The sequence below is a fragment of the Streptomyces sp. NPDC044044 genome, from assembly GCF_056434405.1.
Genome location: NZ_JBWKFG010000015.1, coordinates 15,118 through 34,881, shown reverse-complemented (window position 1 = coordinate 34,881; position 19,764 = coordinate 15,118). Strand labels below are relative to the sequence as shown.

Sequence of the window (19,764 nt, the reverse complement as noted above, 5' to 3'; positions counted from 1 at the left end):
CCCTCGACGCGCAAGGGCAAAGCAGGGCAGGGCAGGTCAGGCGCCCGCAACGCGAACCACCCACCCGGTGCTGCGGGGTAATCGGGTGGGTGGGTGGGAGAGATCCGTCGCGCAGCGGCGGGACAGGTTTCCGTCCCACTGGCCTGCAGAGTGAATCACCCACCCACCCACCCGCTCGCCCCGTGCTGCGGGTAATCGAGTGGATGGGGGAGGGAAGCATCCGCCGCGGAGCGGCGGGACAAGGGGCCCACCTGACCCGCAGCCGATGGGCCGCCCCGGCGTCAGGCGACGTCAGGCGGGGGCGGCTACGCGGAAGTGGTGGTGAGGGCCGTTACCAGGGCCGGGGTCACCTGGGAGATCTGCCACTGCCGCGCACCGTGCGCAGCAAGCGCTCCCGCCACGGAATCCACGCCCACCTGAGCCGGCGGCTCCCAGCACACCCTTCGTACCGTGTCCGGAGTGATCAGGTTCTCCTGAGGCATGTTCAGCTCCTCGGCCAGCGCCGAGACAGCCGCCCGCGCCGCGGAGAGGCGCGCCGCGGCGGCCGGGTCGCGGTCCGCCCAGGAGCGGGGCGGCGGGGGCCCCGACACGGCCGCCCCCGGCTGCGGAAGCTCGGAGTCGGGCAGGGCCTTGGCCCGATCCACCGCGGCCTGCCACTGCTCAAGCTGACGGCGGCCCATGCGATGCCCGAAGCCGGTGAGCCCGGCGAGCGCGTGCACGTTGGGGGGCAGGCTCAGCGCCGCCTCCACGATCGCGCCGTCACTGAGGACCTTGCCCGGCGACACGTCACGCCGCTGGGCGACCTTGTCGCGGGCGGTCCACAGCTCACGTACGACCGCCATCTGACGACGGCGCCGCACCTTGTGCATGCCGGACGTGCGCCGCCAGGGGTCCTTGCGCGGCGGAGCCGGCGGAGCGGAGGAGATCGCGTCGAACTCCTCGCGGGCCCACTCCAGCTTGCCCTGCCGGTCGAGCTCCTTCTCCAGGGCGTCCCGCAGGTCCACGAGCAGCTCGACGTCGAGCGCCGCGTACCGCAGCCACGGATCGGGCAGCGGCCGCGTCGACCAGTCGACCGCCGAGTGGCCCTTCTCCAGGACGAAGCCGAGTACGCCCTCGACCATCGCGCCGAGGCCGACCCGGGGGAAACCGGCGAGGCGCCCGGCGAGTTCCGTGTCGAAGATGCTGGTGGGGATCATGCCTATTTCGCGGAGGCAGGGCAGGTCCTGCGTGGCGGCGTGCAGCACCCACTCCGCGCCGGAGATCGCCTCGCCGAGCCCCGACAGGTCGGGGCAGGCCACGGGGTCGATCAAGGTGCTGCCTGCACCTTCACGGCGCAGCTGCACGAGGTAGGCACGCTGGCCGTACCGATAGCCGGACGCACGTTCGGCGTCCACGGCCACGGGGCCACTGCCTGCCGCGAAAGCGGCGATCACCTCTGCGAGGGCGGTCTCGTCGGCGACCACCGGAGGAATTCCATCACGCGGCTCGTCCAAAGGGATCGGCGCCGTTTCGACGTCGTCCGGAGGGCCGCCTCCGGTGGTTCGCAGTGAACTGTCTGCTGCGGTCTCTTGGGCGTCGGTCACCTGTCAAGGGTATCTGTGTATGCACAGCGCCCGTCGACGGAACGTTCCGTCGACGGGCGCACGAGGGGTGTAAATGAGTCAGTGGATGATTCCGGTGCGCAGAGCCACCGCCACCATCCCGGCCCGGTCACCCGTGCCGAGCTTGCGTGCGATCCGGGCGAGGTGGCTCTTCACGGTCAGTGCCGAGAGCCCCATCGAGACGCCGATGGCCTTGTTCGACTGGCCCTCCGCGACCAGGCGGAGAACCTCCACCTCACGTCCGGACAGCTCGCGGTAGCCACCGGGGTGGCTCGGGGCGCCGGGCGGGCGGCGGTGCATTCGGGCGGCGGCCGAGCCGATGGGCGCGGCGCCGGGACGGGTGGGGAGACCGACATTGTTGCGGGTGCCGGTGACGACGTAGCCCTTGACGCCGCCCGCGAGGGCGTTGCGTACGGCGCCGATGTCATCGGCCGCGGAGAGGGCGAGGCCGTTCGGCCAGCCCGCCGCGCGGGTTTCTGAGAGGAGCGTCAGGCCGGAGCCGTCGGGGAGGTGGACGTCTGCGACGCAGATGTCACGGGGGTTGCCGATGCGGGGACGAGCCTCCGCGATCGACGAGGCCTCGATCACGTCGCGTACACCGAGGGCCCACAGGTGGCGGGTGACGGTGGAGCGTACGCGGGGGTCGGCCACGACGACCATGGCGGTCGGCTTGTTCGGGCGGTAGGCGACCAGGCTTGCGGGCTGCTCGAGGAGAACGGACACCTAGGCCTCCTGGGGTGCGGGACTGAACCGGCTCGGGGATGAAGCCGGGACGAACCGTGCTTTCAAGGTCACCAACCTCTTCGGCACCAAACCCGCCCGCCTTTAGAGAATGATCACGATTTGGTGAGTAATAATTCGGACCATTCGGACATGTGATCGATCATCCGAAGATCGACCCGAATCGGAGTCGTTCAGAATCGCTCATCCGCATGACCGTTCGGTCCCGTCAACGCTCCGTCAACGCCCCGTCCGGTCCCGTCCGGTCCTGTCCGGTCCCGCCCGTCGGTCACGGCGTCTGCGGCCCCCGTCGCTGCGGGAGCGACACCACGGACCCGGATCCGGCTCCGTCGCCGTGCCCCTGGTTCACCGGCGGCAGCCCCGCCACCTGGCAGAGCAGATCGCACCACGCCGCGAGATGCGCCGCCGTGTCCGGCACCCCGCCGCGCCCCTCGCGCGGCGTCCACGACGCCCGGATCTCGATCTGTGACGCGGGCGGCCGCTCGGAGAGCCCGCCGAAGTAGTGCGAACCCGCGCGCGTGACGGTGCCGCTCGGCTCCCCGCAGGTCAGGCCGCGCGCCTGCAGGGCGCCCGTCAGCCAGGACCAGCAGACCTCCGGAAGCAGCGGGTCCGCCGCCATCTCCGCCTCGAGCTCGGCGCGGACGAGCGTGACGAGGCGGAAGGTGCCCTGCCACGCGTCGTGCCCGTCCGGATCGTGCAGCAGGACCAGGCGCCCGTCCGCGAGGTCCTCGTCGCCGTCGACCACCGCAGCTTCCAACGCGTACGCATAAGGGGCCAGCCGCTGCGGAGCCCGCGTCGGGTCGATCTCGATCTCGGGCCGAAGCCGTGCCCCGCGCAGCGCGTCGACCGCCGCCCGAAAGGGCAACGGAGTCGATTCCGCCACCTTCCCCTCCGTACTTTCCATCTCGCCAGCGCCGTCCGACCGTTGTCCTTGAGCCGCAGCCATGCGGGGAAGATTAAGGGGAACGGCGGCTTCGCGCAGGGAGAGACACCCGTGAGAGGGGCCCCGGTCAAGGCAGGGTGTCCCTCGCGACAGGGGGCACACGGGCCCGTGCGAGACTTTCCGCGTGAGTGCCAACAACAGCCCCGCGGGCCAGCAGAACGCAGCGACGTACGACTCCGCTTTCATGAAGGCCTGCAGGCGCGAGCCCGTGCCGCACACGCCGGTCTGGTTCATGCGGCAGGCGGGGCGCTCACTGCCCGAGTACCGCAAGGTGCGCGAGGGCACGGCCATGCTGGAGTCCTGCATGATGCCCGAGCTGGTCACGGAGATCACGCTGCAGCCCGTGCGCCGCCACAAGGTCGACGCCGCGATCTACTTCAGCGACATCGTCGTCCCCCTCAAGGCCATCGGCATCGACCTCGACATCAAGCCCGGCATCGGCCCGGTCGTCGCCAACCCCATCCGCTCGCGCGCCGACCTCGCCCAGCTGCGGGATCTGACGCCGGACGACGTGAGCTACGTGACGCAGGCGATCGGCATGCTGACGGCCGAGCTGGGGTCGACCCCGCTCATCGGATTCGCCGGTGCGCCTTTCACTCTCGCGAGTTACCTGGTCGAGGGCGGTCCGAGCCGTAATCACGAGCACACCAAGGCGCTCATGTACGGCGACCCGCAGCTGTGGGCGGATCTGCTCGACCGGCTCGCGGAGATCACCGGCGCCTTCCTCAAGGTGCAGATCGAGGCGGGCGCCAGCGCCGTGCAGCTCTTCGACTCGTGGGTGGGCGCGCTGGCTCCCGCCGACTACCGGCGCTCCGTGATGCCCGCGTCGCAGAAGGTCTTCGACGCCGTCGCCTCGTACGGAGTGCCGCGCATCCACTTCGGTGTCGGCACGGGCGAACTGCTCGGTCTGATGGGCGAGGCGGGCGCCGACGTGATGGGCGTCGACTGGCGTGTCCCGATGGACGAGGCGGTCCGCCGTGTCGGTCCCGGCAAGGCGCTGCAGGGGAACCTCGACCCGGCCGTCCTCTTCTCCACGCGGGAGGCGATCGAGGCCAAGACGGACGAGGTCCTGGACGCCGCTGCCGGGCTCGAAGGGCACATCTTCAACCTCGGTCACGGTGTCCTGCCGTCCACGGATCCCGAGGCGCTGACGCGTCTCGTGGAGCACGTCCACACGCGGACCGCGCGCTGACCATGCCGGTTCGCAACCGGCTCGTAGTTGGCTGAAAATCTCGCCTGAATGTGACGGGTGAGGCAGGGCGCGCTCCGTTCGGAGGGAGTGCCGAAGCTTTCGGAGGCGCCCTCGGGCACCTAGCCCGCCGACCGCACCGCCGCGACCGCCTTGCGCGCCGCCACCAGAACCGGGTCCCACACCGGTGAGAACGGCGGTGCGTAGCCGAGGTCGAGCGCGGTCATCTGGTCCACCGTCATCCGGGCCGTCAGGGCCACGGCCGCGATGTCGACGCGCTTGGCCGCGCCCTCGCGGCCGACGATCTGCACGCCGAGCAGCCGTCCCGTGAGGCGCTCGGCGAGCATCTTCACGGTCATCAGGGCCGCGCCGGGGTAGTAGCCGGCGCGGCTCGTCGACTCGATGGTCACCGTCGCGTACTGCAGTCCCGCCGCCCGTGCCTCCTTCTCGCGCAGGCCCGTGCGGGCGATCTCCAGGTCGCAGACCTTGCTGACGGCCGTGCCGACGACACCGGGGAAGGTCGCGTAACTCCCGCCCACGTTCGAGCCGATGACCTGGCCGTGCTTGTTGGCGTGGGTGCCGAGCGCGATGTGGCGCTCGCGGCCCGAGACCAGGTCGAGGACCTCGACGCAGTCACCGCCCGCCCAGATGTTCTCGTGCCCGCGCACCCGCATCGCGAGATCCGTGAGCAGCCCGCCGTGGTGGCCGAGTGGCAGTCCCGCGGCCTCCGCGAGGCCTGTCTCGGGACGCACGCCGATGCCGAGCACCACCACGTCCGCCGGATACTCCGCGTCCTCGGTGGCCACCGCCCTGACCCGGCCGTCGTCACCGGTGAGGATCTTGGTGACCTCGGCGCCGTTGACCATCTCGATGCCCATGCCGGACATCGCGTCATGGACGAGGCGGCCCATGTCCGGGTCGAGCGTCGACATCGGCTCCGTGCCGCGGTTGACCACCGTGACCTCGTAGCGGCGCTGGATCAGCGCCTCGGCCATCTCGACGCCGATGTAGCCCGCGCCGATGACGACCGCCCTGCGGCCCGGCGTGCGGGCCAGCGTGTCCAGGAGCGCCTGGCCGTCGTCCAGGGTCTGCACGCCGTGCACGCCCGGGGCGTCGATGCCGGGCAACGACGGGCGGACCGGCCGGGCGCCGGTGCCGATCACGAGCTTGTCGTACGACGTCCAGTCCTCGGCCCCCGACTCCAGGTCCCGCGTGCGGACCCGGCCGCCCTCGACGTCGATCTCCTCGACCTCCGTACGCATCCGGAGGTCGATGTCGCGCTCCCGGTGCTCCTCGGGCGTACGCGCGATCAGCTCGTCCCGCGAAGGGACGTCGCCACCGACCCAGTAGGGGATGCCGCACGCCGAGTACGAGGTGAAGTGGCCGCGTTCGAACGCGACGATCTCCAGCTCGTCCGGGCCCTTGAGCCTGCGTGCCTGCGACGCGGCGGACATGCCCGCCGCGTCACCCCCGATGACCACCAGTCGCTCTCTCGCGCTACTCATACGGACACGCTACGACGCGGCGGCAGTTGACGGACCGCTAGTCGTCGTCGCCCTCGCGTGCCGGTGCCGCCGCCACCGAGGGGCGACGCGGCAGCCGGGGCCGCACCAGGCGCTGCCACAGCAGGAACAGCAGCACCGCCACCGCCGCGAACGGCAGGATCGCGCCGACGGCGACCGCGAGCCACCGCAGCATCGTCACGAACGCGCTCCAGCCGCCGGACAGCGCGTCCACGAACGTCGGGTCGTCGTCCGCGTCCGCCTTCTTCACGGCCGTCTCGCTGAGCGAGAGCGTGATCGTCGACATGCTCGTACGGTCCTTGAGCGAGGACTGCTGCGCGAGCAGCGCCTCCAGTTCGGACTGACGGCTGCTCAACTCCCCTTCCAGGGTGACGACATCGCTCAGTTTCGTCGCCTTGTCCATCAGCTCCCGCACCCGCGCCACGCTCGCCCGCTGCGACTTGACGCGGCTCTCCACGTCGACGACCTGCTCGGTGACGTCCTGCGCCTTGGCCTTGCGCTCGATCAGCTTGCCCGTGCCCTCCAGGGACGTGAGGACCTCGTCGTACCGGTCCTGCGGGACGCGCAGCACGATGCGGGAGCGCTCGTGGCCCCGTCCGTCGCGGTCCGTGGTCTCGTCGCCGACGACACCGCCCGCGTCGGTGGCCGCCGCGCGCGCCTCGTCCAGGGCCTTCGGCACGTCCTTGACGCGGACGGTCAGGGTGGCGGTGCGGATGATGTGCGTGCCCGTGAGCTCGGGGGGCTTCTTCTCGCCGGACTGATCGGCCCGGCCGCCGCCCATCCCCTTGTCCTCCTTGCTGCCGGCCGCGGCCTTGTCGCTGTCGCCGCCGCTGTCGGCGCTGTCGCCGCCCGCGCTGCACCCGGTGAGCGCGAGGGCGACCGCGAGCAGGACGGCCGAGAGTGCCTGGACGGTGCGGTGCCTGGACGTGCTGGACGCGTGCATGTCGACGTACCCCCGAGTGCCGTGGCGACTGACTGATGCTCCTTTGACGCCGGGGAGGGGCGAAACGATGGTTGCCGACCGGTCCCGATGGGGTCACGGTCGGGACTCGCCCGGCTCGAAGTGGCCGCCTCGTAGAGTGGAGGCATGCGCGAAACGGACACACGTACGGGTCATGTAGTCGTCATCGGTGGCGGGATCGCCGGACTGGCCGCCGCCCACCGATTGCTCGACACCGGAGCCCGCGTGACCGTCCTGGAGGCCTCCGACCGGCTCGGCGGCAAGCTGCTCCCCGGCGCGATCGAAGGTGTACGCGTCGACCTCGGCGCCGAGTCGATGCTGGCCCGCCGCCCGGAGGCCGTCGCCCTCGCCCGCGAGGTGGGCCTCGCCGGGCGGCTGCAGCCGCCCGCCACGGCGACCGCCGCGATCTGGACCCGCGGGGCCCTGCGGCCGATGCCCAAGGGGCACGTCATGGGCGTACCCGGCGACGCGTCGGCCCTCTCCGGAGTGCTCTCCGACGAGGGGCTCCGCCGCATCGAGCAGGACCGTGAACTGCCGCGCACCGAGGTCGGGGACGATGTCGCGGTCGGTGAGTACGTAGCGGCGCGCCTGGGCCGCGAGGTCGTCGACCGCCTCGTGGAGCCGCTCCTGGGCGGGGTGTACGCGGGGGACGCCTACCGCATCTCGATGCGCTCGGCGGTCCCGCAGCTCTTCGAGGCCGCCCGCGCTTACGACTCGCTCACCGAGGGCGTCCGCGCCATCCAGGCCCGCGCCGCGCAGAACCAGCAGACCGGGCCCGTCTTCATGGGCATCGAGGGCGGTGTCGGCCAACTGCCGCTCGCCGTCGCGGAGTCGGTGCGGGCGCGGGGCGGTGAGATCCGCACCGGGACACCGGTCACCGAACTGCGGCGCACCCCGGAGGGCTGGCAGGTGAGCACCGCGGAGCAGACCATCGACGCCGAAGCCGTGGTCGTCGCCGTGCCCGCGTACGCCGCAGCCGCTCTGCTCGGCGTCGAGGCACCCGCCGCAGCGGCCGAGCTCGCAGGCGTCGAGTACGCCTCCATGGCCCTGATGACCCTCGCCTACCGCCGCGGCGAGACCGACCTCCCCGAAGGCAGCGGTTTTCTCGTGCCGCCCGTCGACGGGCACACCATCAAGGCCTCCACCTTCGCCTCGCGCAAGTGGGGCTGGATCGCCGAGGAGAACCCTGACCTGCTGGTCCTGCGCACTTCGGTGGGGCGCTACGGCGAAAGCGCGATCCTGGAGCGCGACGACGCCGACCTCGTCGCCCTCTCCCGGCGCGACCTGCGCGCGGCCACCGGCCTCGACGCCGAGCCCGTCGCCACCCGCGTCACCCGCTGGCACGACGGCCTGCCGCAGTACCCCGTCGGCCACCACACGCGCGTGGCCCGCGTCCGCGACCACGTGAGCAAGCTGCCCGGCCTCGCCGTGTGCGGAGCGGCGTACGACGGCGTGGGCATCCCCGCGTGCATCGCGAGCGCCTACGCCGCCGTCGACCAGCTGGGCGGCGACCTGGCCGGTGTGCAGGAGCTCACCGCCAACCCGGTGCAGAGCCTGCACGGCGGCGGAGGAGAATAGGGCCATGAGTGACGACGCCCCCGCCAAGAGCCCGAACGCGGGCAAGAAGGCCAAGGACCTCAACGAGGTCATCCGCTACACGCTGTGGTCCGTCTTCAAGCTGCGCGACCTGCTCCCCGAGGACCGCGCAGGCTACGCCGACGAGGTCCAGGAGCTGTTCGACCAGCTCGCCGCCAAGGACATCACCGTCCGCGGCACGTACGACGTGTCGGGGCTGCGCGCCGACGCCGACGTCATGATCTGGTGGCACGCCGAGACCGCCGACGAGCTGCAGGAGGCCTACAACCTCTTCCGCCGCACCAAGCTGGGCCGCGCCCTTGAGCCGGTCTGGTCGAACATGGCGCTGCACCGCCCCGCCGAGTTCAACAAGTCGCACATCCCGGCCTTCCTGGCCGACGAGACGCCGCGCAACTACGTCAGCGTCTACCCCTTCGTGCGCTCCTACGACTGGTACCTGCTGCCCGACGAGGACCGTCGCCGCATGCTCAAGGACCACGGCATGATGGCCCGCGGCTACCCCGACGTGCGCGCCAACACGGTCGCCTCGTTCTCGCTCGGCGACTACGAGTGGCTCCTTGCCTTCGAGGCGGACGAGCTCTACCGCATCGTCGACCTCATGCGGCACCTGCGCGCCTCCGAGGCCCGCATGCACGTCCGCGAAGAGGTGCCGTTCTACACCGGCCGCCGCAAGTCCGTGGCCGACCTCGTGGCGGGCCTCGCCTAGATAAATCGCTTGCCGTGCCTGTCCGGTGCGGGTTTCATCGAGAGGTCGAAGCCAAGGACAGAGAGACGGTGAATGTATGCCCAGGGCCCTGCGGAACTGCTCGGAGTCATCCCCTTCCGCAACGCTCAGGAGTCATCCTCACCATGTCCCGCAACACCTCTCGGCGGGCCCGCACTGAAGCGCGCGCCCAGTCCTTCCGCTGCCTCCAGTGCGGTCTCGACGTCTCGATGACCGCCCCGGGCACCGACCACCGCAACCACTGTCCCAACTGCCTGTGGAGCCGTCACCTGGACGACACCCCGGGCGACCGGGCCGCGGAGTGCGGAGCCCGGATGGAACCCCTCGCCATCTCCGTACGCGGAGACGGCGAGTGGGTCCTGGTCCATCGCTGCACCCACTGCGGCGTCCTGCACGCCAACCGCACGGCGGGCGACGACAACGCCCTGCCGCTGACCCGGCTCGCGGTGCGCCCGCTGGCCCAGCCGCCGTTCCCGCTGGAGCGGCTGTCCGCCCTGTAGCTAGTGCTCCTCGGGAAGAGCCGCCGCCCGCTCGCCGGACAGCGGCTCGGGCTCCTTGTGCGGTGCACACGCCGCGCGCCGCACGGGGAGCCTGCCCTCCAGGAGGTAGGCCTCCATGTGTCCGTTGACGCACTTGTTGGGGCCGCCGCCGATGCCGTGCGTGCCCGCGTCCCGCTCGGTCACCAGGACCGAGTCGCCCAGCCTCCGGTGCAGTTCCTTGGCGCCCGTGTACGGGGTCGCCGCGTCCCGCTCGGCGGCCAGGATCAGCGTCGGGGGCAGCTCGCCCTTGCCGGTGCCGACGTCGAAGGGACGCTGCCGGGGCGCGGGCCAGTAGGCGCACGGCAGGTTCATCCAGGCGTTGTCCCAGGTCTCGAAGGGAGCGGTGCGCGCGAGGAGCGAGTTGTCGCGGTTCCAGGTGCCGAAGTCGGTCGGCCAGGGCGCATCGTTGCACTCCACCGCCGTGTAGACCGCGTTGCCGTTCTCCTGCTCCTTGGCCGCCTTCGGCTCGGGCGCCGCCTGCTCGATCAGCGGCTTCGGGTTGCCCTTCAGGTACGCGGAGAGCGCCGAGGCACGCGTCGGCCAGTAGTCGTCGTAGTACCCGGCCTGGAGGTACGCCGACTGCAGCTGGCCGGGGCCGACCTTGCCGCCCGCGGGCTTGGCCGCCAGCTTGTCGCGCACCTTCTCGTAGCTGCGCAGGACCGCTTCGGGTGTCCTGCCCAGGTGGTACGTCTTGTCGTGCTTGGCCACCCACGTGCGGAAGTCGCCCCAGCGGTGCTCGAAGGCCGCGGACTGGTCGAGGTTGTTGCGGTACCAGATCTGCGCGGGGTCGGGGTTGACCGCCGAGTCGAACACCATGCGGCGCACGTGGGAGGGGAAGAGCGAGGCGTACACGGCGCCGAAGTAGGTGCCGTACGAAGCGCCCATGAAGGTCAGCTTCTTCTCGCCGAGCGCCGCCCGCAGCACATCCAGGTCACGGGCGTTGTTCAAGGTCGAGTAGTGCTGCACGGCCTTCCCGGAGCGCTCGACGCAGCCCTCCGCGTACGCCTTCGCCTGCTTGATGCGCTTCAGCTTGTACGCGGCGTCGGGGTGGGTCGGCGACTGCGTGGGCGCCTTGGCGAACTTCTTGGGGTCCTGGCAGGAGATCGGGGCCGAGCGGCCGACACCGCGCGGGGCGTAGCCCACGAGGTCGTACGCCGCCGCGATGCGCTTCCACTCGGGGAGCATGCCGACCATCGGGAAGTACATGCCGGACCCGCCGGGACCGCCCGGGTTGAACACGAGGGCGCCCTGCCGCTTGACGGCCTTGCCCCGCCGCGGTTCTGCCTTCTGCGTGGCCTTGGTGCGGCTGACGGTCAGCTTGATCTGCTTGCCGTCCGGACGTGCGTAGTCGAGCGGCACCGATACGGTGCCGCACTTGATCGAGGGAGGCAGGTTCTCCGCGGCGGGGCAGGCGCCGAAGCGGACACCGGCCGCCGTGGCGCGCTGGGCGGCGACGAGCGTGCCGTGCGCCTCCGGGTAGGGGGAGGTGTCGGCCGCGGACGCGCTTCCCGTGGGGGCGGCGACGAGTGCGGTCAGGACCAGGGATCCGGCGGTTCCGTAGAGGGCGGCTGCTGCTCTCATCGCTGTTCATCCTTCATTCGGCCGTGCATTGCTCGAATAAAAGGGATGATTCGTTCGGTAAATGGCGAAGTAAAGCACCGCCCTGCCGGTGTCGGGCGTGTCGGTCTCAATGACCCCGATGCGCCCCACCCCGATGCGCCCCACCCCGGTGCGCCTCACCCCGATGCGCGAAAGCCGCCCGCAGCTCCGGGTCGGCGAGCGCGCGCGTGCCGCGTACGGCCACGGCGGTGAGGTCGGAGCCGCCGCGCGCCGGGAGCGCGCTCAGGAGGAGCTGGCCCGCGGGCGACGCCCAGCGGGGGTAGGGGTGGATCTCGAAGCGGGCGACGGCGAGGCAGCTCACGTTCAGGACCAGGGGCAGCGCGAACCAGAGCGCCACGGGCACCTCTCCCGGCGGCTCCTGGACGGGCATCAGCAGGGCGACGGCCCCCAGCGCGACCACCGCCACCGCGGCGGCCCGCACCTGCCGGACCGCTCCCGCGACGCCCGACCAGACGCCGTCCGGCAGGGCCAGGCCCGCGGCGACGAGGCGGTCCGCGAGGGCGCGCATCGCGTCGGTGCCCGCCGCAGCCCGGCGCACCGGCGCTATCGGCGACTGTCCGTCAGGGCCTATCGCGCCGAGCACGGAGCGCTCCATGTCGTCGCCGCCCACCGGATCGACGACGGTCGCCCAGCCGGTGTGCGCGAGCAGCAGCCGCCGGGTGCGGGCCATCGACACCAGGGTGAGGTCGGTGACGCGCGCGGGGCCGCCGGAGAGGAACGCGGCTTCGTAGAGCGTCAGTTCATGGCGGTGCCCTGGGGCCGCGCCGTGCGGTGCGGTGCGGTACGCCGTGAGGCACAGCCGCGCGCAGGAAAGGCCCGTCGCGACCCAGGCCACGAGAAGGAGGGGAAGCCAGAACATGCCGGTGTTGTATGCGAGGGAGCGGGGGCGGCGCCATGGGTTATTCAGCATGCGGACGGGGGATCGCGGGTAGGTAACGTTCCGCTTTGCTGCGGGGCTTGTCCTTGTCCGCGTCCTTGTCCGCGTCCTTGTCCGCGTCCTTCTCCTCGTCCTTGTCCTTGCCCTCGTCCTTTTCCTCCTTCTCCTCCCTGGGCTTCGCCGACTCCGTCGGCTTGGGGCGGGACGCCGGCGGGGGCAGCGAGAACGTGGGGGAGGGGGAGACCGGGGTCGCCGGATCCGGGGACGCGGCCGGGCCCGGCGGTGCGGGGGAGCGGGTCACCGGGTCGGGGGCCGCCGACGCCGCGTCGCGCGCCAGGTCGTCGAAGTCGACGAGGCCCGTGCCTTCGAGGACCGTGATGTGGTCGAGGACCGTCGTGTTCGCGTCGTCGGCGAGCGCGCGCACCAGCGAGTTGCGGGTGGTCGCGCGGACCTCGGCGACCACGGAGAAGACCTTGCCGTGGGCGACGCGCAGGATGTTGGCGAACTTCTCGTCGTACGCGTCGCCGTGCGCGTCGCTCATCTCGTCGAGCCAGTCCCGCTGCTGCGAGGTCGGCTGATTGGGCAGCTCCAGATTGAGCTGCGTCGCCACTTCACGTACTCGCGCGTCCAGGAACGTATGGCCCTCGACGAGATGCTCGCCCGCGGTCTGGACGGCCTTGGTGGTGCCGCGCGCCTCGGCCTGCTGTCCGGCCGGGAGCTCCCAGAGGCCCGCGAGCCGCACCTTGGTGATGAAGTCGCGGTCGAGCGCGGAGAGCGGGCCGTACTCCGTCGACACGGTCTCCGCGTCGAGTCTGTCCAGGGCGGTGCCCGACCTGTCCTCGTACGACCAGAGAGGGAAGAGCAGCGCGGCCAGTGTCGCGACGAGCCCCGCGACGATGAGGCCGGTGCCGTTGATGGATCGCATGACGCCTCCTGTTGCACCGCCGCACGTTAGTGCGCGGCGGGGAGGCGTCCGCGGGTTACCGCCCGCATTACGTCAACTGCCGTACCGGTAAGGGGCACTGGAGGCGGGCGGGCGCTGTTCGCACGGCGGGGCGCTGTACGTGAGGCGGAGTGCTGTTCGCGCGGCGGGGCGCTGTTCGCGCGGCGGGGCGCTGCTCGCGCGGCGGAGCGTCAGGAGCTTCCGCCTCCGCCTCCGCCGCCCCCGCAGCCGCCTCCCCCTCCGCCTCCGCCGCAGGAAGTGGAGCCACCGCCCCCGCAGCCGGAACTCCCGCAGCTGGAGCCGCCGCACGCCGAACCGCCTCCGCCGCCGCTCCCGCACCACACGGGCGTGCCCGCGCCGGAGCTCGCGAAGGGTGCGGCCGTCCCCGTCGTACGCCCCGGCCGGATGCGGTGCGCTGCCGCGAGCTGGTCGCGCAGCTCGGGGTCGAGCACGCCGACCAGGCCCTCCACCGCCACGCGGTGCGCCGCGCCGAACACGTGCGCGCCGGCGGCGCGGTACTCCGCGAGGGCGGTCCTGCCCGTGGCGGTCACTCGGCTGCGGGTGGCGCGGCTGCAGAGCCCGCCGGTCAGGGCGCCGGTCGACCAGGCCACGATCAGGGCGATGGTCGGCACGCTCACGGGGTCCCACCCCGGGCCGTCGCCGTCCTCGACGGCGATGACGCCGATGACGAGGAAGAACCCGGCGATGCTCACGGCGTTGTGCCGGATCTTCCGGCGCCGCAGGCGCTCAAGGGCCTCGGGCCGCACCATCAGACCGCGCCGGGCCAGCGTGTCGCCGAGTGCCTGGACGGCCGGGCTGCGCATCACGCCGACGCGCAGCCAGTGCAGGGCGCCGCTCGGCGCGGCGGCGTGGGCCTGGAGCACCGCGCCCTCCATCGGGTTGCGGACCTCGGCCGACCGGATCTCGACGATGCCGGGGTAGGCGACCACCAGGCGCCCGTCCTCGTGCAGGGCCGCGATCGCGGCGTCGGCCACCCGGCCGGGGCCACCGGCGAGGAAGGCGGCCTCCAGGGGGTCGAACACGGCCCCGCGCTGTGCGTCGGGCTGTGCGGGCGGGGCCTGCCGGATGCGGGAGACGCCGACGAGGAGACCCGCCGACGAGAGGAGGGTCAGCAGGGCGAAGCCGATGGACACGATCCCCATGGCCGCCCCCTCAACCCCGCCGTAGCGCGAAGCGCGCCGCCCGCAGCCACCGCGTGACCGGCCGCGCGTCCAGCGGCGCGGGCCCGGAACGCTCCAGCCACCACTGGGTCAGCCTGCCGCGCGCCTGTGCGTTCTCGGGCTGCCCGGCGAGCAGCAGCCGCTCGGCGAAGTCCAGCGCGTCACGCCGGTATCCGCCGGCCATCGGCCGCCCCTGGGCATAGGCGGAGAACTCGGCGCGATAGGCCTTGCCGAGAATCTCCGGCAGCTCGGGCGCCACCTTCGCCACGACATCCGCCCGCTTGCCGGTCAACGCCCGGCTCTGCACGGTCAGCCGGGCCCGGTCGAACCCTTCGGGCGCGGGCGTCCCCGCGACGAGCGCGGAGAGGAGCGCGGTCTGGGCGAGGGCCAGACGCTGGCGGGTGGGGGCAGGGACGTCCGCGGGACGCGCGGCCGGTGCCGTGCCGGTCGCGCACTCACCGGAGGCCGGCGCCCGGGTCCGCACGGTCTCCCGTATCGCGTCCAGCTCCCGTTCGAGCTCCCGCGGCGCCGGGAAGTTCTCGTCCCGCTCAAGGAGGACGCCCGGCGGGCTCACGCGTGACGCCAGGTCCGCCAGGATCGCGAGGACCGGCTCGGGGACCGGGTGGGCGTGGCTGTCGTGCCAGACGCCGTCCCGCTCGAAGCCGCCCGCCACATGGACGTACGCGATGGCCTCGACGGGCAGCTCGTCCAGGGCCTTGGCCGGGTCCTCGCCGCGGTTGACGTGGTTCGTGTGGAGGTTGGCGACGTCGATGAGGAGGCGTACGCCCGTGCGCTCGACGAGCTCGTACAGGAACTGCCCCTCCGTCATCTCCTCGCCGGGCCAGGAGATCAGCGCCGCGATGTTCTCCACCGCGAGCGGCACCGGCAGAGCGTCCTGCGCGATGCGTACGTTCTCGCACAGCACGTCGAGGGCGTCGCGGGTGCGCGGCACCGGGAGCAGATGGCCCGCCTCCAGCGGCTGCGAAGCGGTCAGCGGGCCCCCGGCACGTACGAACGCGATGTGCTCCGTGACGAGCGGAGAGCCGAGGGCCTGAGCGCGCTCGGCGAGCGCGCTCAGACGGGTCTCGTCGGGGTGGTCGGCGCCGCCGAGGCCGAGCGAGACGCCGTGCGGCACCACCGTGACACCGCGCTCGCGCAGCCGTAGGAGGGAGTCGGGGATGTGTCCCGGGCACAGGTTCTCCGCGACGGCCTCGACCCAGTCGATGCCGGGCATCTTCTCCACGGCGTCCGCGATCTCCGGACGCCACCCGATTCCGGTCCCCAGATGTTTCATGTTCCCCCTCCTCCGCCAAGACCCCGCGTCGTGCCCGTGTCTTGTGAACGTGTGCAGTGGTCATGGCCCCCGCACACGCCGACGAACCCCTGAGGAGGGACGTTCAGAGCTACATTTGAGGTTCCGGCCGGTCCGTGTTGACCTCTCCGGGCGGGGCCGGCGAAGGCCGTGACGTCGTGGACACATCGCCCGTCGGCCCGGCGGGAGGCGGCTCAGGGGGAGCGACGCCGGAGGGCGGCGGAGGCCCGGTGGGGCTGGTCGTGGCGGTGGCGGCGCCGCCGTTCGCGATGTCGTCGAAGTCGACGAGTCCGGTCGCCTCCAGCATCGTGATGTGGTCGAGGACCGTCTGGTTGGAGTCGCTGGCGAGCTGCCGTATCAGCGTGTTGCGGGTGCTGTCCCGCACCTGCGCGATCACGCTGAACACCTTGCCGTGCGCGACGCGCAGCAGATTCACGAACTTCCGCTGATACGTCTCGCCGCTCGCCTCGGTCAACTCCTGCAGCCAGCCCTGCTGTTGGGCGGTGGGCTGGTTCGGGAGCTCGACGCCGAGCTGCGCCGCGACCGAACGGGCCCGCTTGTCGAGGTCCGTGTGGCCGACGATCAAGTGGTCACCCGCCTCCTTGATCGCCTCGGTCGGCGCGCGTTCGACGGCCTGCTGGCCCGCGGGCAGCTCCCACAGTCCTGCGAGCCGCACCTTCACCAGCAGGTCGCGGTCGGCCGCCGAGAGCGGACCCCACTGTGTGGCCACTGACCCGGCGGCCAGATTGGCGGGCCCCGTGCCCGAACGGTCGGCGTAGGACCACATGGGGAACGCGAGTGCGCCCAGTGTGACCACGAGTGCCGCGATGATCAGAGCCGTGCCGTTGATGCGCCGCAATGTGCCGTGCCTCCCTGCCCGTGAACCTGCCGTGGAGGCAAGCTACTTCCTGGTACCGGGAGATACGGAAGAGGCGTGCGTGATGTTCAACGCTTCGCCTCACCGGTGTGAGGATGCGGGCTCCCGTCCCAGGAGAGCCAGCATCTCCTCCAGTGGGGACGCGTCCTGCGGCGTGGGCAGGACCGGTGCGAACGCGGCGCCGGGGCCACGGCGTTCGGGGTCCTTCGGCACCCGGCGTGCGATGTCGAGTGCGGCATCGACGACCGGCAGGGGGAGGTCGATGGCGATGCCCAGGGTCGTCGCCACGTCCCAGGAGTGCACCACGTAGTCCAGGAAGTGGAAGCCGATGGCGATCCTTCCCGTGAACGTCCCGCCGATCTCGGGAAGGGTGAACCCCCTTTCCACGACGCCCTCTTCGGCGAACGCGGCAAGGACATGGCGCACCGACTCGTCGTAGATCCTGAACGGGTCGCGGCCGAGGTCCTGCTCGATCCAGTACGTACGGTCGGCGCCCGAGCCGCGTGCCGCCGCCGCGAATCCGTGGTGCTGCGCGGTCATGTGCGCCACGAGGTCGCGCAGCGTCCAGCCGGCGCAGGGCGACGGCCGTTCCCAGTCGGCGGCGCGAGCGGCGCGCAGGACGCGGAGCGATTCCTGGACGGCGGTGCGGTCGAGCGCGATGAGGTCGGTCATGGGGTCCTCACGGTCCTTCCGAGATGTGAATGGCCTTGTCCGGCCAGGGAGTCGGGTCAGAGATCAGGGCGTGCGCGGCGGTCCAGGAGGCATCCGGGTCGAGCCGGTCCGCCGTCCAGGTGGTGGCGCGTGCGGTGCCCCGGTCCCGGTACGCGCGGACGATCCGCAGGTGGTCGGGGCGCCCGACGAACGCGTACAGCGATCGCTCGTCGGTCCAGACCGAGACGGAACCCGAGCGCTTGCGCCACGGGTCGAGCCAGAGCCACATGCCGACCGCGCCGGGCGTCGTCGGCCAGCTCCGGCGCAGCCGCAGCCCCGACAGGGCGATCGGGACGGTCCGGCCGTGGCTCCCGGCGGTGAACTCCGTGACGCTCACCAGGACCGGGCCCGGCGTGTGCGCATCGGGGCCCGGTTGCCATGGCGCACGCAGAATCGATGGAAGCATGCGACGAGCGTAAATCTAAACGAACGGTCGTGCTACTTGTTTGCCGAAGTCGGTGCCACCGCCGAACCGGACGGACGGTCGAGGCCGGGGGTCAGGCGGGGTCAGGCGGGGGCAGGCCGGACGTCAGGCCGGGGATCAGGCCGGGGACCAGGCCGGACGGTCAGGGGAGTTGAGGCACCAGGGACGGGTCCGTCGCCGCCGCGCGCAGCCGGGACGTGATGGCGATGCCCGCCCTGCGGTAGGCGTCCGGTGCGTCGTGCAGGACCGAGTGCGCGTTCGCCGTCTCCATGAGGGCGATGAACTCGAAGGCGAGCTGCGGGACATCGGTGTCCGGGCGCAGTTCGCCGGTGTCGCGGGCCTCGGTGAGGCAGCGCTCCACCTGGCCGGTCCAGTCGTGGTTGGCGCGCACCAGCGCGTCGTGCACGGCCCCCTCGCGGGCGTCGAACTCGGCGATCACCCCGTAGAAGAAGCAGCCGCCGGGGAAGATCCGCTGCTCCGAGTAGTCGAGCCAGCGCGCGCACAGCTGCCACACGCGGCCGAGGCCGGGCGGGGACTGGTGGGCCGGTTCCACGACGTTGTCCAGGAAGATGCGCCCCGCCGCGCGGACGGTCGCGAGCTGCAGCTCCTCCTTGGAGCCGAAGAGCGCGAAGACCCCGCTCTTGCTGAGCTTCAGCTCGGTGGCGATCCGGCCGACCGACAGCGCGTCAAGGCCCTCGACCGAGGCGATGTCGACCGTGCGGCGCAGGACCAGACGCCGGGTCTGGTTGCCGCGCTCGACGCGGCCGTCGAGCTTGGTGTCGACCGTGCCGTCGGCTCTGGTGCCCATCTCGGTCTCCTCGGCGCGGGGGCGGGGTGGTCGGCGGCCACGGTGCGGGAACCGGGCGCGACCCCATGCGACCACAGAATATGCGGTGCTCGGGGGCGTCGAGCAGAGGTGGTCACGGCGGCAGCGGTGGTCGGGCGGCAGAGGTGGCCACGGCGGCAGCGGTGGTCAGGCGGCAGACGTGGTCAGGAAGCCGGGCCTCCGGGTGCGCGCAGTGTCCGGCGGACGGCGTCGCGGAGCCAGTGGTGCCCCGCGTCGGCCGCGTGGCGCGGGTGCCATGCCATGCCGATGGTCAGGGGCGGCAGGGGCACGGGGATGTCGAGGACGCGCAGGCCGAGGGCGGTGGCGGGGTCGGTCAGGGGAGAGGGGGCGGCGCCGGGGAGCGCGGCGGGGACGAGGCAGACGGCATCGCTGCGGGCGGCGAGGGTCATCGCGGCCAGGTGGCTGGGCAGGACGACGGCGACCCGCCGCCGCAGGTTCTGCTCGGCCAGTGCGGCGTCCAGGGGGCCGGTGAACCGACCGCGGCGGCTCACCACGACGTGCTCGGCCGCGGCGAGCCGATCCGGGGTCAGGGGCCCGTCGGTGAGGGGGTGGCCGGGCCGGACGGCCGCCGCCATCCGGAGGGTGACCAGTTCCTCGACCCGGGTCTCGGGGTCGATGTGGTCGATGGATCCGACCTCCAGGTCGATCCGGCCCTCGCGCAGGGCGGGACCGGCCTCCAGCTCCTCGGCCCGGACCCGCAGGGAGACCCCCGGCGCCTCCTGCCCGGCCAGCTGGAGCAGTCCGGGCGCCAGCGCCGCGCCGACCAGGTCGGCCGCCTGGAGGGTGAACGTCCGCCGCAGGTCGGCGGGGTCGACGCCGGTGCCGGGAGCGAGCAGCGCCCCGAGGCGGTGCACCACCGCGGCGACCTCGTCGCGCAGGGCCTCGGCGCGCGGGGTGGGGACCATCGTCTGACCGGCCCGGACCAGGAGCGGGTCCTGGAGGACCCGCCGGAGGCGGGCGAGCGTGCGGCTCATGGCGGCGGGGGACGTGCGCAGGCGCGCGGCGGCGCGGGTGACGCTCTGCTCGGTGAGCAGGGCGTCCAGCGCGACGGCGAGATTGGCGTCGACAACGGGCTCTGGACTGCAGGTCATGGGGATAATTCCATTTCAGGCAATGATTCCGTGCTGAAGTTCCCATTGTGGCAATATCCCGGGC

Annotated in this window: 18 protein-coding genes and 1 pseudogene; 4 read left to right on the top strand and 15 right to left on the bottom strand. The window is 72.2% G+C overall.

What is annotated here, in order from left to right; translation table 11 throughout:
- Positions 1 to 305: 305 nt before the first annotated feature.
- From AC07AG_RS40820 to AC07AG_RS40810, 3 genes are all read right to left on the bottom strand, one after another.
- Positions 306 to 1,583, bottom strand: coding sequence for an HRDC domain-containing protein (locus AC07AG_RS40820; RefSeq protein WP_478762004.1), 1,278 nt, complete (start codon positions 1,581 to 1,583; stop codon positions 306 to 308).
- 78 nt (positions 1,584 to 1,661) lie between these two features.
- The gene (locus AC07AG_RS40815) at positions 1,662 to 2,324 is read right to left on the bottom strand and encodes a response regulator transcription factor (RefSeq protein ID WP_160507754.1); all 663 of its coding nucleotides are present in this window, start codon (positions 2,322 to 2,324) and stop codon (positions 1,662 to 1,664) included.
- Positions 2,325 to 2,610: 286 nt separating this feature from the next.
- Positions 2,611 to 3,288, bottom strand: coding sequence for a DUF3000 domain-containing protein (locus tag AC07AG_RS40810; RefSeq protein ID WP_478762002.1), 678 nt, complete (start codon positions 3,286 to 3,288; stop codon positions 2,611 to 2,613).
- Between the two features lie 121 nt (positions 3,289 to 3,409).
- Here AC07AG_RS40810 and hemE point away from each other — a divergent pair, with 121 nt between their 5' ends.
- Positions 3,410 to 4,477 carry a uroporphyrinogen decarboxylase gene (hemE, locus tag AC07AG_RS40805; protein ID WP_478762000.1) on the top strand — a complete coding sequence of 356 codons (1,068 nt, stop codon included), beginning with the start codon at positions 3,410 to 3,412 and terminating at the stop codon, positions 4,475 to 4,477.
- A gap of 119 nt (positions 4,478 to 4,596) precedes the next feature.
- Here the strand turns inward: hemE and AC07AG_RS40800 are convergent, their stop codons facing one another.
- Entirely contained in the window at positions 4,597 to 5,979 is a 1,383-nt protein-coding gene (locus AC07AG_RS40800) for an FAD-dependent oxidoreductase (protein ID WP_478761998.1), read from the bottom strand.
- 37 nt (positions 5,980 to 6,016) lie between these two features.
- Entirely contained in the window at positions 6,017 to 6,940 is a 924-nt protein-coding gene (locus tag AC07AG_RS40795) for a DUF4349 domain-containing protein (RefSeq protein ID WP_478761996.1), read from the bottom strand.
- Positions 6,941 to 7,084: 144 nt separating this feature from the next.
- Between AC07AG_RS40795 and hemG the strand changes: the two genes are divergently transcribed.
- The 3 genes from hemG (at position 7,085) to AC07AG_RS40780 (ending at position 9,778) form a co-directional block, all read left to right on the top strand.
- Positions 7,085 to 8,536 carry a protoporphyrinogen oxidase gene (gene hemG, locus AC07AG_RS40790; RefSeq protein WP_478761994.1) on the top strand — a complete coding sequence of 484 codons (1,452 nt, stop codon included), beginning with the start codon at positions 7,085 to 7,087 and terminating at the stop codon, positions 8,534 to 8,536.
- Positions 8,537 to 8,540: 4 nt separating this feature from the next.
- Positions 8,541 to 9,260 carry a hydrogen peroxide-dependent heme synthase gene (hemQ, locus tag AC07AG_RS40785; protein WP_478761993.1) on the top strand — a complete coding sequence of 240 codons (720 nt, stop codon included), beginning with the start codon at positions 8,541 to 8,543 and terminating at the stop codon, positions 9,258 to 9,260.
- Positions 9,261 to 9,403: 143 nt separating this feature from the next.
- Positions 9,404 to 9,778 carry an RNHCP domain-containing protein gene (locus AC07AG_RS40780; RefSeq protein ID WP_478761992.1) on the top strand — a complete coding sequence of 125 codons (375 nt, stop codon included), beginning with the start codon at positions 9,404 to 9,406 and terminating at the stop codon, positions 9,776 to 9,778.
- On the opposite strand, the gene AC07AG_RS40775 is transcribed toward AC07AG_RS40780, so the two are convergent.
- The 10 genes and pseudogenes from AC07AG_RS40775 to AC07AG_RS40730 form a co-directional block, all read right to left on the bottom strand.
- On the bottom strand, positions 9,779 to 11,398 hold the full coding sequence (locus tag AC07AG_RS40775; protein WP_478761990.1) for an alpha/beta hydrolase: 1,620 nt from the start codon (positions 11,396 to 11,398) through the stop codon (positions 9,779 to 9,781). It lies immediately after the preceding gene.
- 106 nt (positions 11,399 to 11,504) lie between these two features.
- The gene (locus AC07AG_RS40770; protein ID WP_478761989.1) at positions 11,505 to 12,296 is read right to left on the bottom strand and encodes a TIGR04222 domain-containing membrane protein; all 792 of its coding nucleotides are present in this window, start codon (positions 12,294 to 12,296) and stop codon (positions 11,505 to 11,507) included.
- Between the two features lie 208 nt (positions 12,297 to 12,504).
- Positions 12,505 to 13,239, bottom strand: a pseudogene (locus AC07AG_RS40765) (DUF4142 domain-containing protein); the annotation flags it as partial.
- Between the two features lie 209 nt (positions 13,240 to 13,448).
- Positions 13,449 to 14,420: a TIGR04222 domain-containing membrane protein gene (locus tag AC07AG_RS40760; RefSeq protein ID WP_478761988.1), complete on the bottom strand. Its 972-nt coding sequence runs from the start codon at positions 14,418 to 14,420 to the stop codon at positions 13,449 to 13,451.
- 10 nt (positions 14,421 to 14,430) lie between these two features.
- The gene (locus AC07AG_RS40755) at positions 14,431 to 15,732 is read right to left on the bottom strand and encodes an MbnB/TglH/ChrH family RiPP precursor modification enzyme (RefSeq protein ID WP_478761986.1); all 1,302 of its coding nucleotides are present in this window, start codon (positions 15,730 to 15,732) and stop codon (positions 14,431 to 14,433) included.
- Positions 15,733 to 15,841: 109 nt separating this feature from the next.
- Positions 15,842 to 16,609 (bottom strand): DUF4142 domain-containing protein, encoded by a 768-nt coding sequence (locus tag AC07AG_RS40750; protein WP_478761984.1) that lies wholly within the window; start codon positions 16,607 to 16,609, stop codon positions 15,842 to 15,844.
- Positions 16,610 to 16,708: 99 nt separating this feature from the next.
- A complete protein-coding gene (locus AC07AG_RS40745; RefSeq protein ID WP_478761982.1) occupies positions 16,709 to 17,299 on the bottom strand; it encodes a TIGR03086 family metal-binding protein in 591 nt (196 codons plus the stop codon).
- 7 nt (positions 17,300 to 17,306) lie between these two features.
- Complete coding sequence (locus AC07AG_RS40740; RefSeq protein ID WP_478761981.1) at positions 17,307 to 17,744, bottom strand: hypothetical protein; 438 nt, start codon at positions 17,742 to 17,744, stop codon at positions 17,307 to 17,309.
- 160 nt (positions 17,745 to 17,904) lie between these two features.
- Positions 17,905 to 18,570: a TetR/AcrR family transcriptional regulator gene (locus tag AC07AG_RS40735; RefSeq protein WP_478761979.1), complete on the bottom strand. Its 666-nt coding sequence runs from the start codon at positions 18,568 to 18,570 to the stop codon at positions 17,905 to 17,907.
- Positions 18,571 to 18,752: 182 nt separating this feature from the next.
- Positions 18,753 to 19,700: a LysR family transcriptional regulator gene (locus AC07AG_RS40730; RefSeq protein WP_478761978.1), complete on the bottom strand. Its 948-nt coding sequence runs from the start codon at positions 19,698 to 19,700 to the stop codon at positions 18,753 to 18,755.
- Between the last annotated feature and the right edge of the window lie 64 nt (positions 19,701 to 19,764).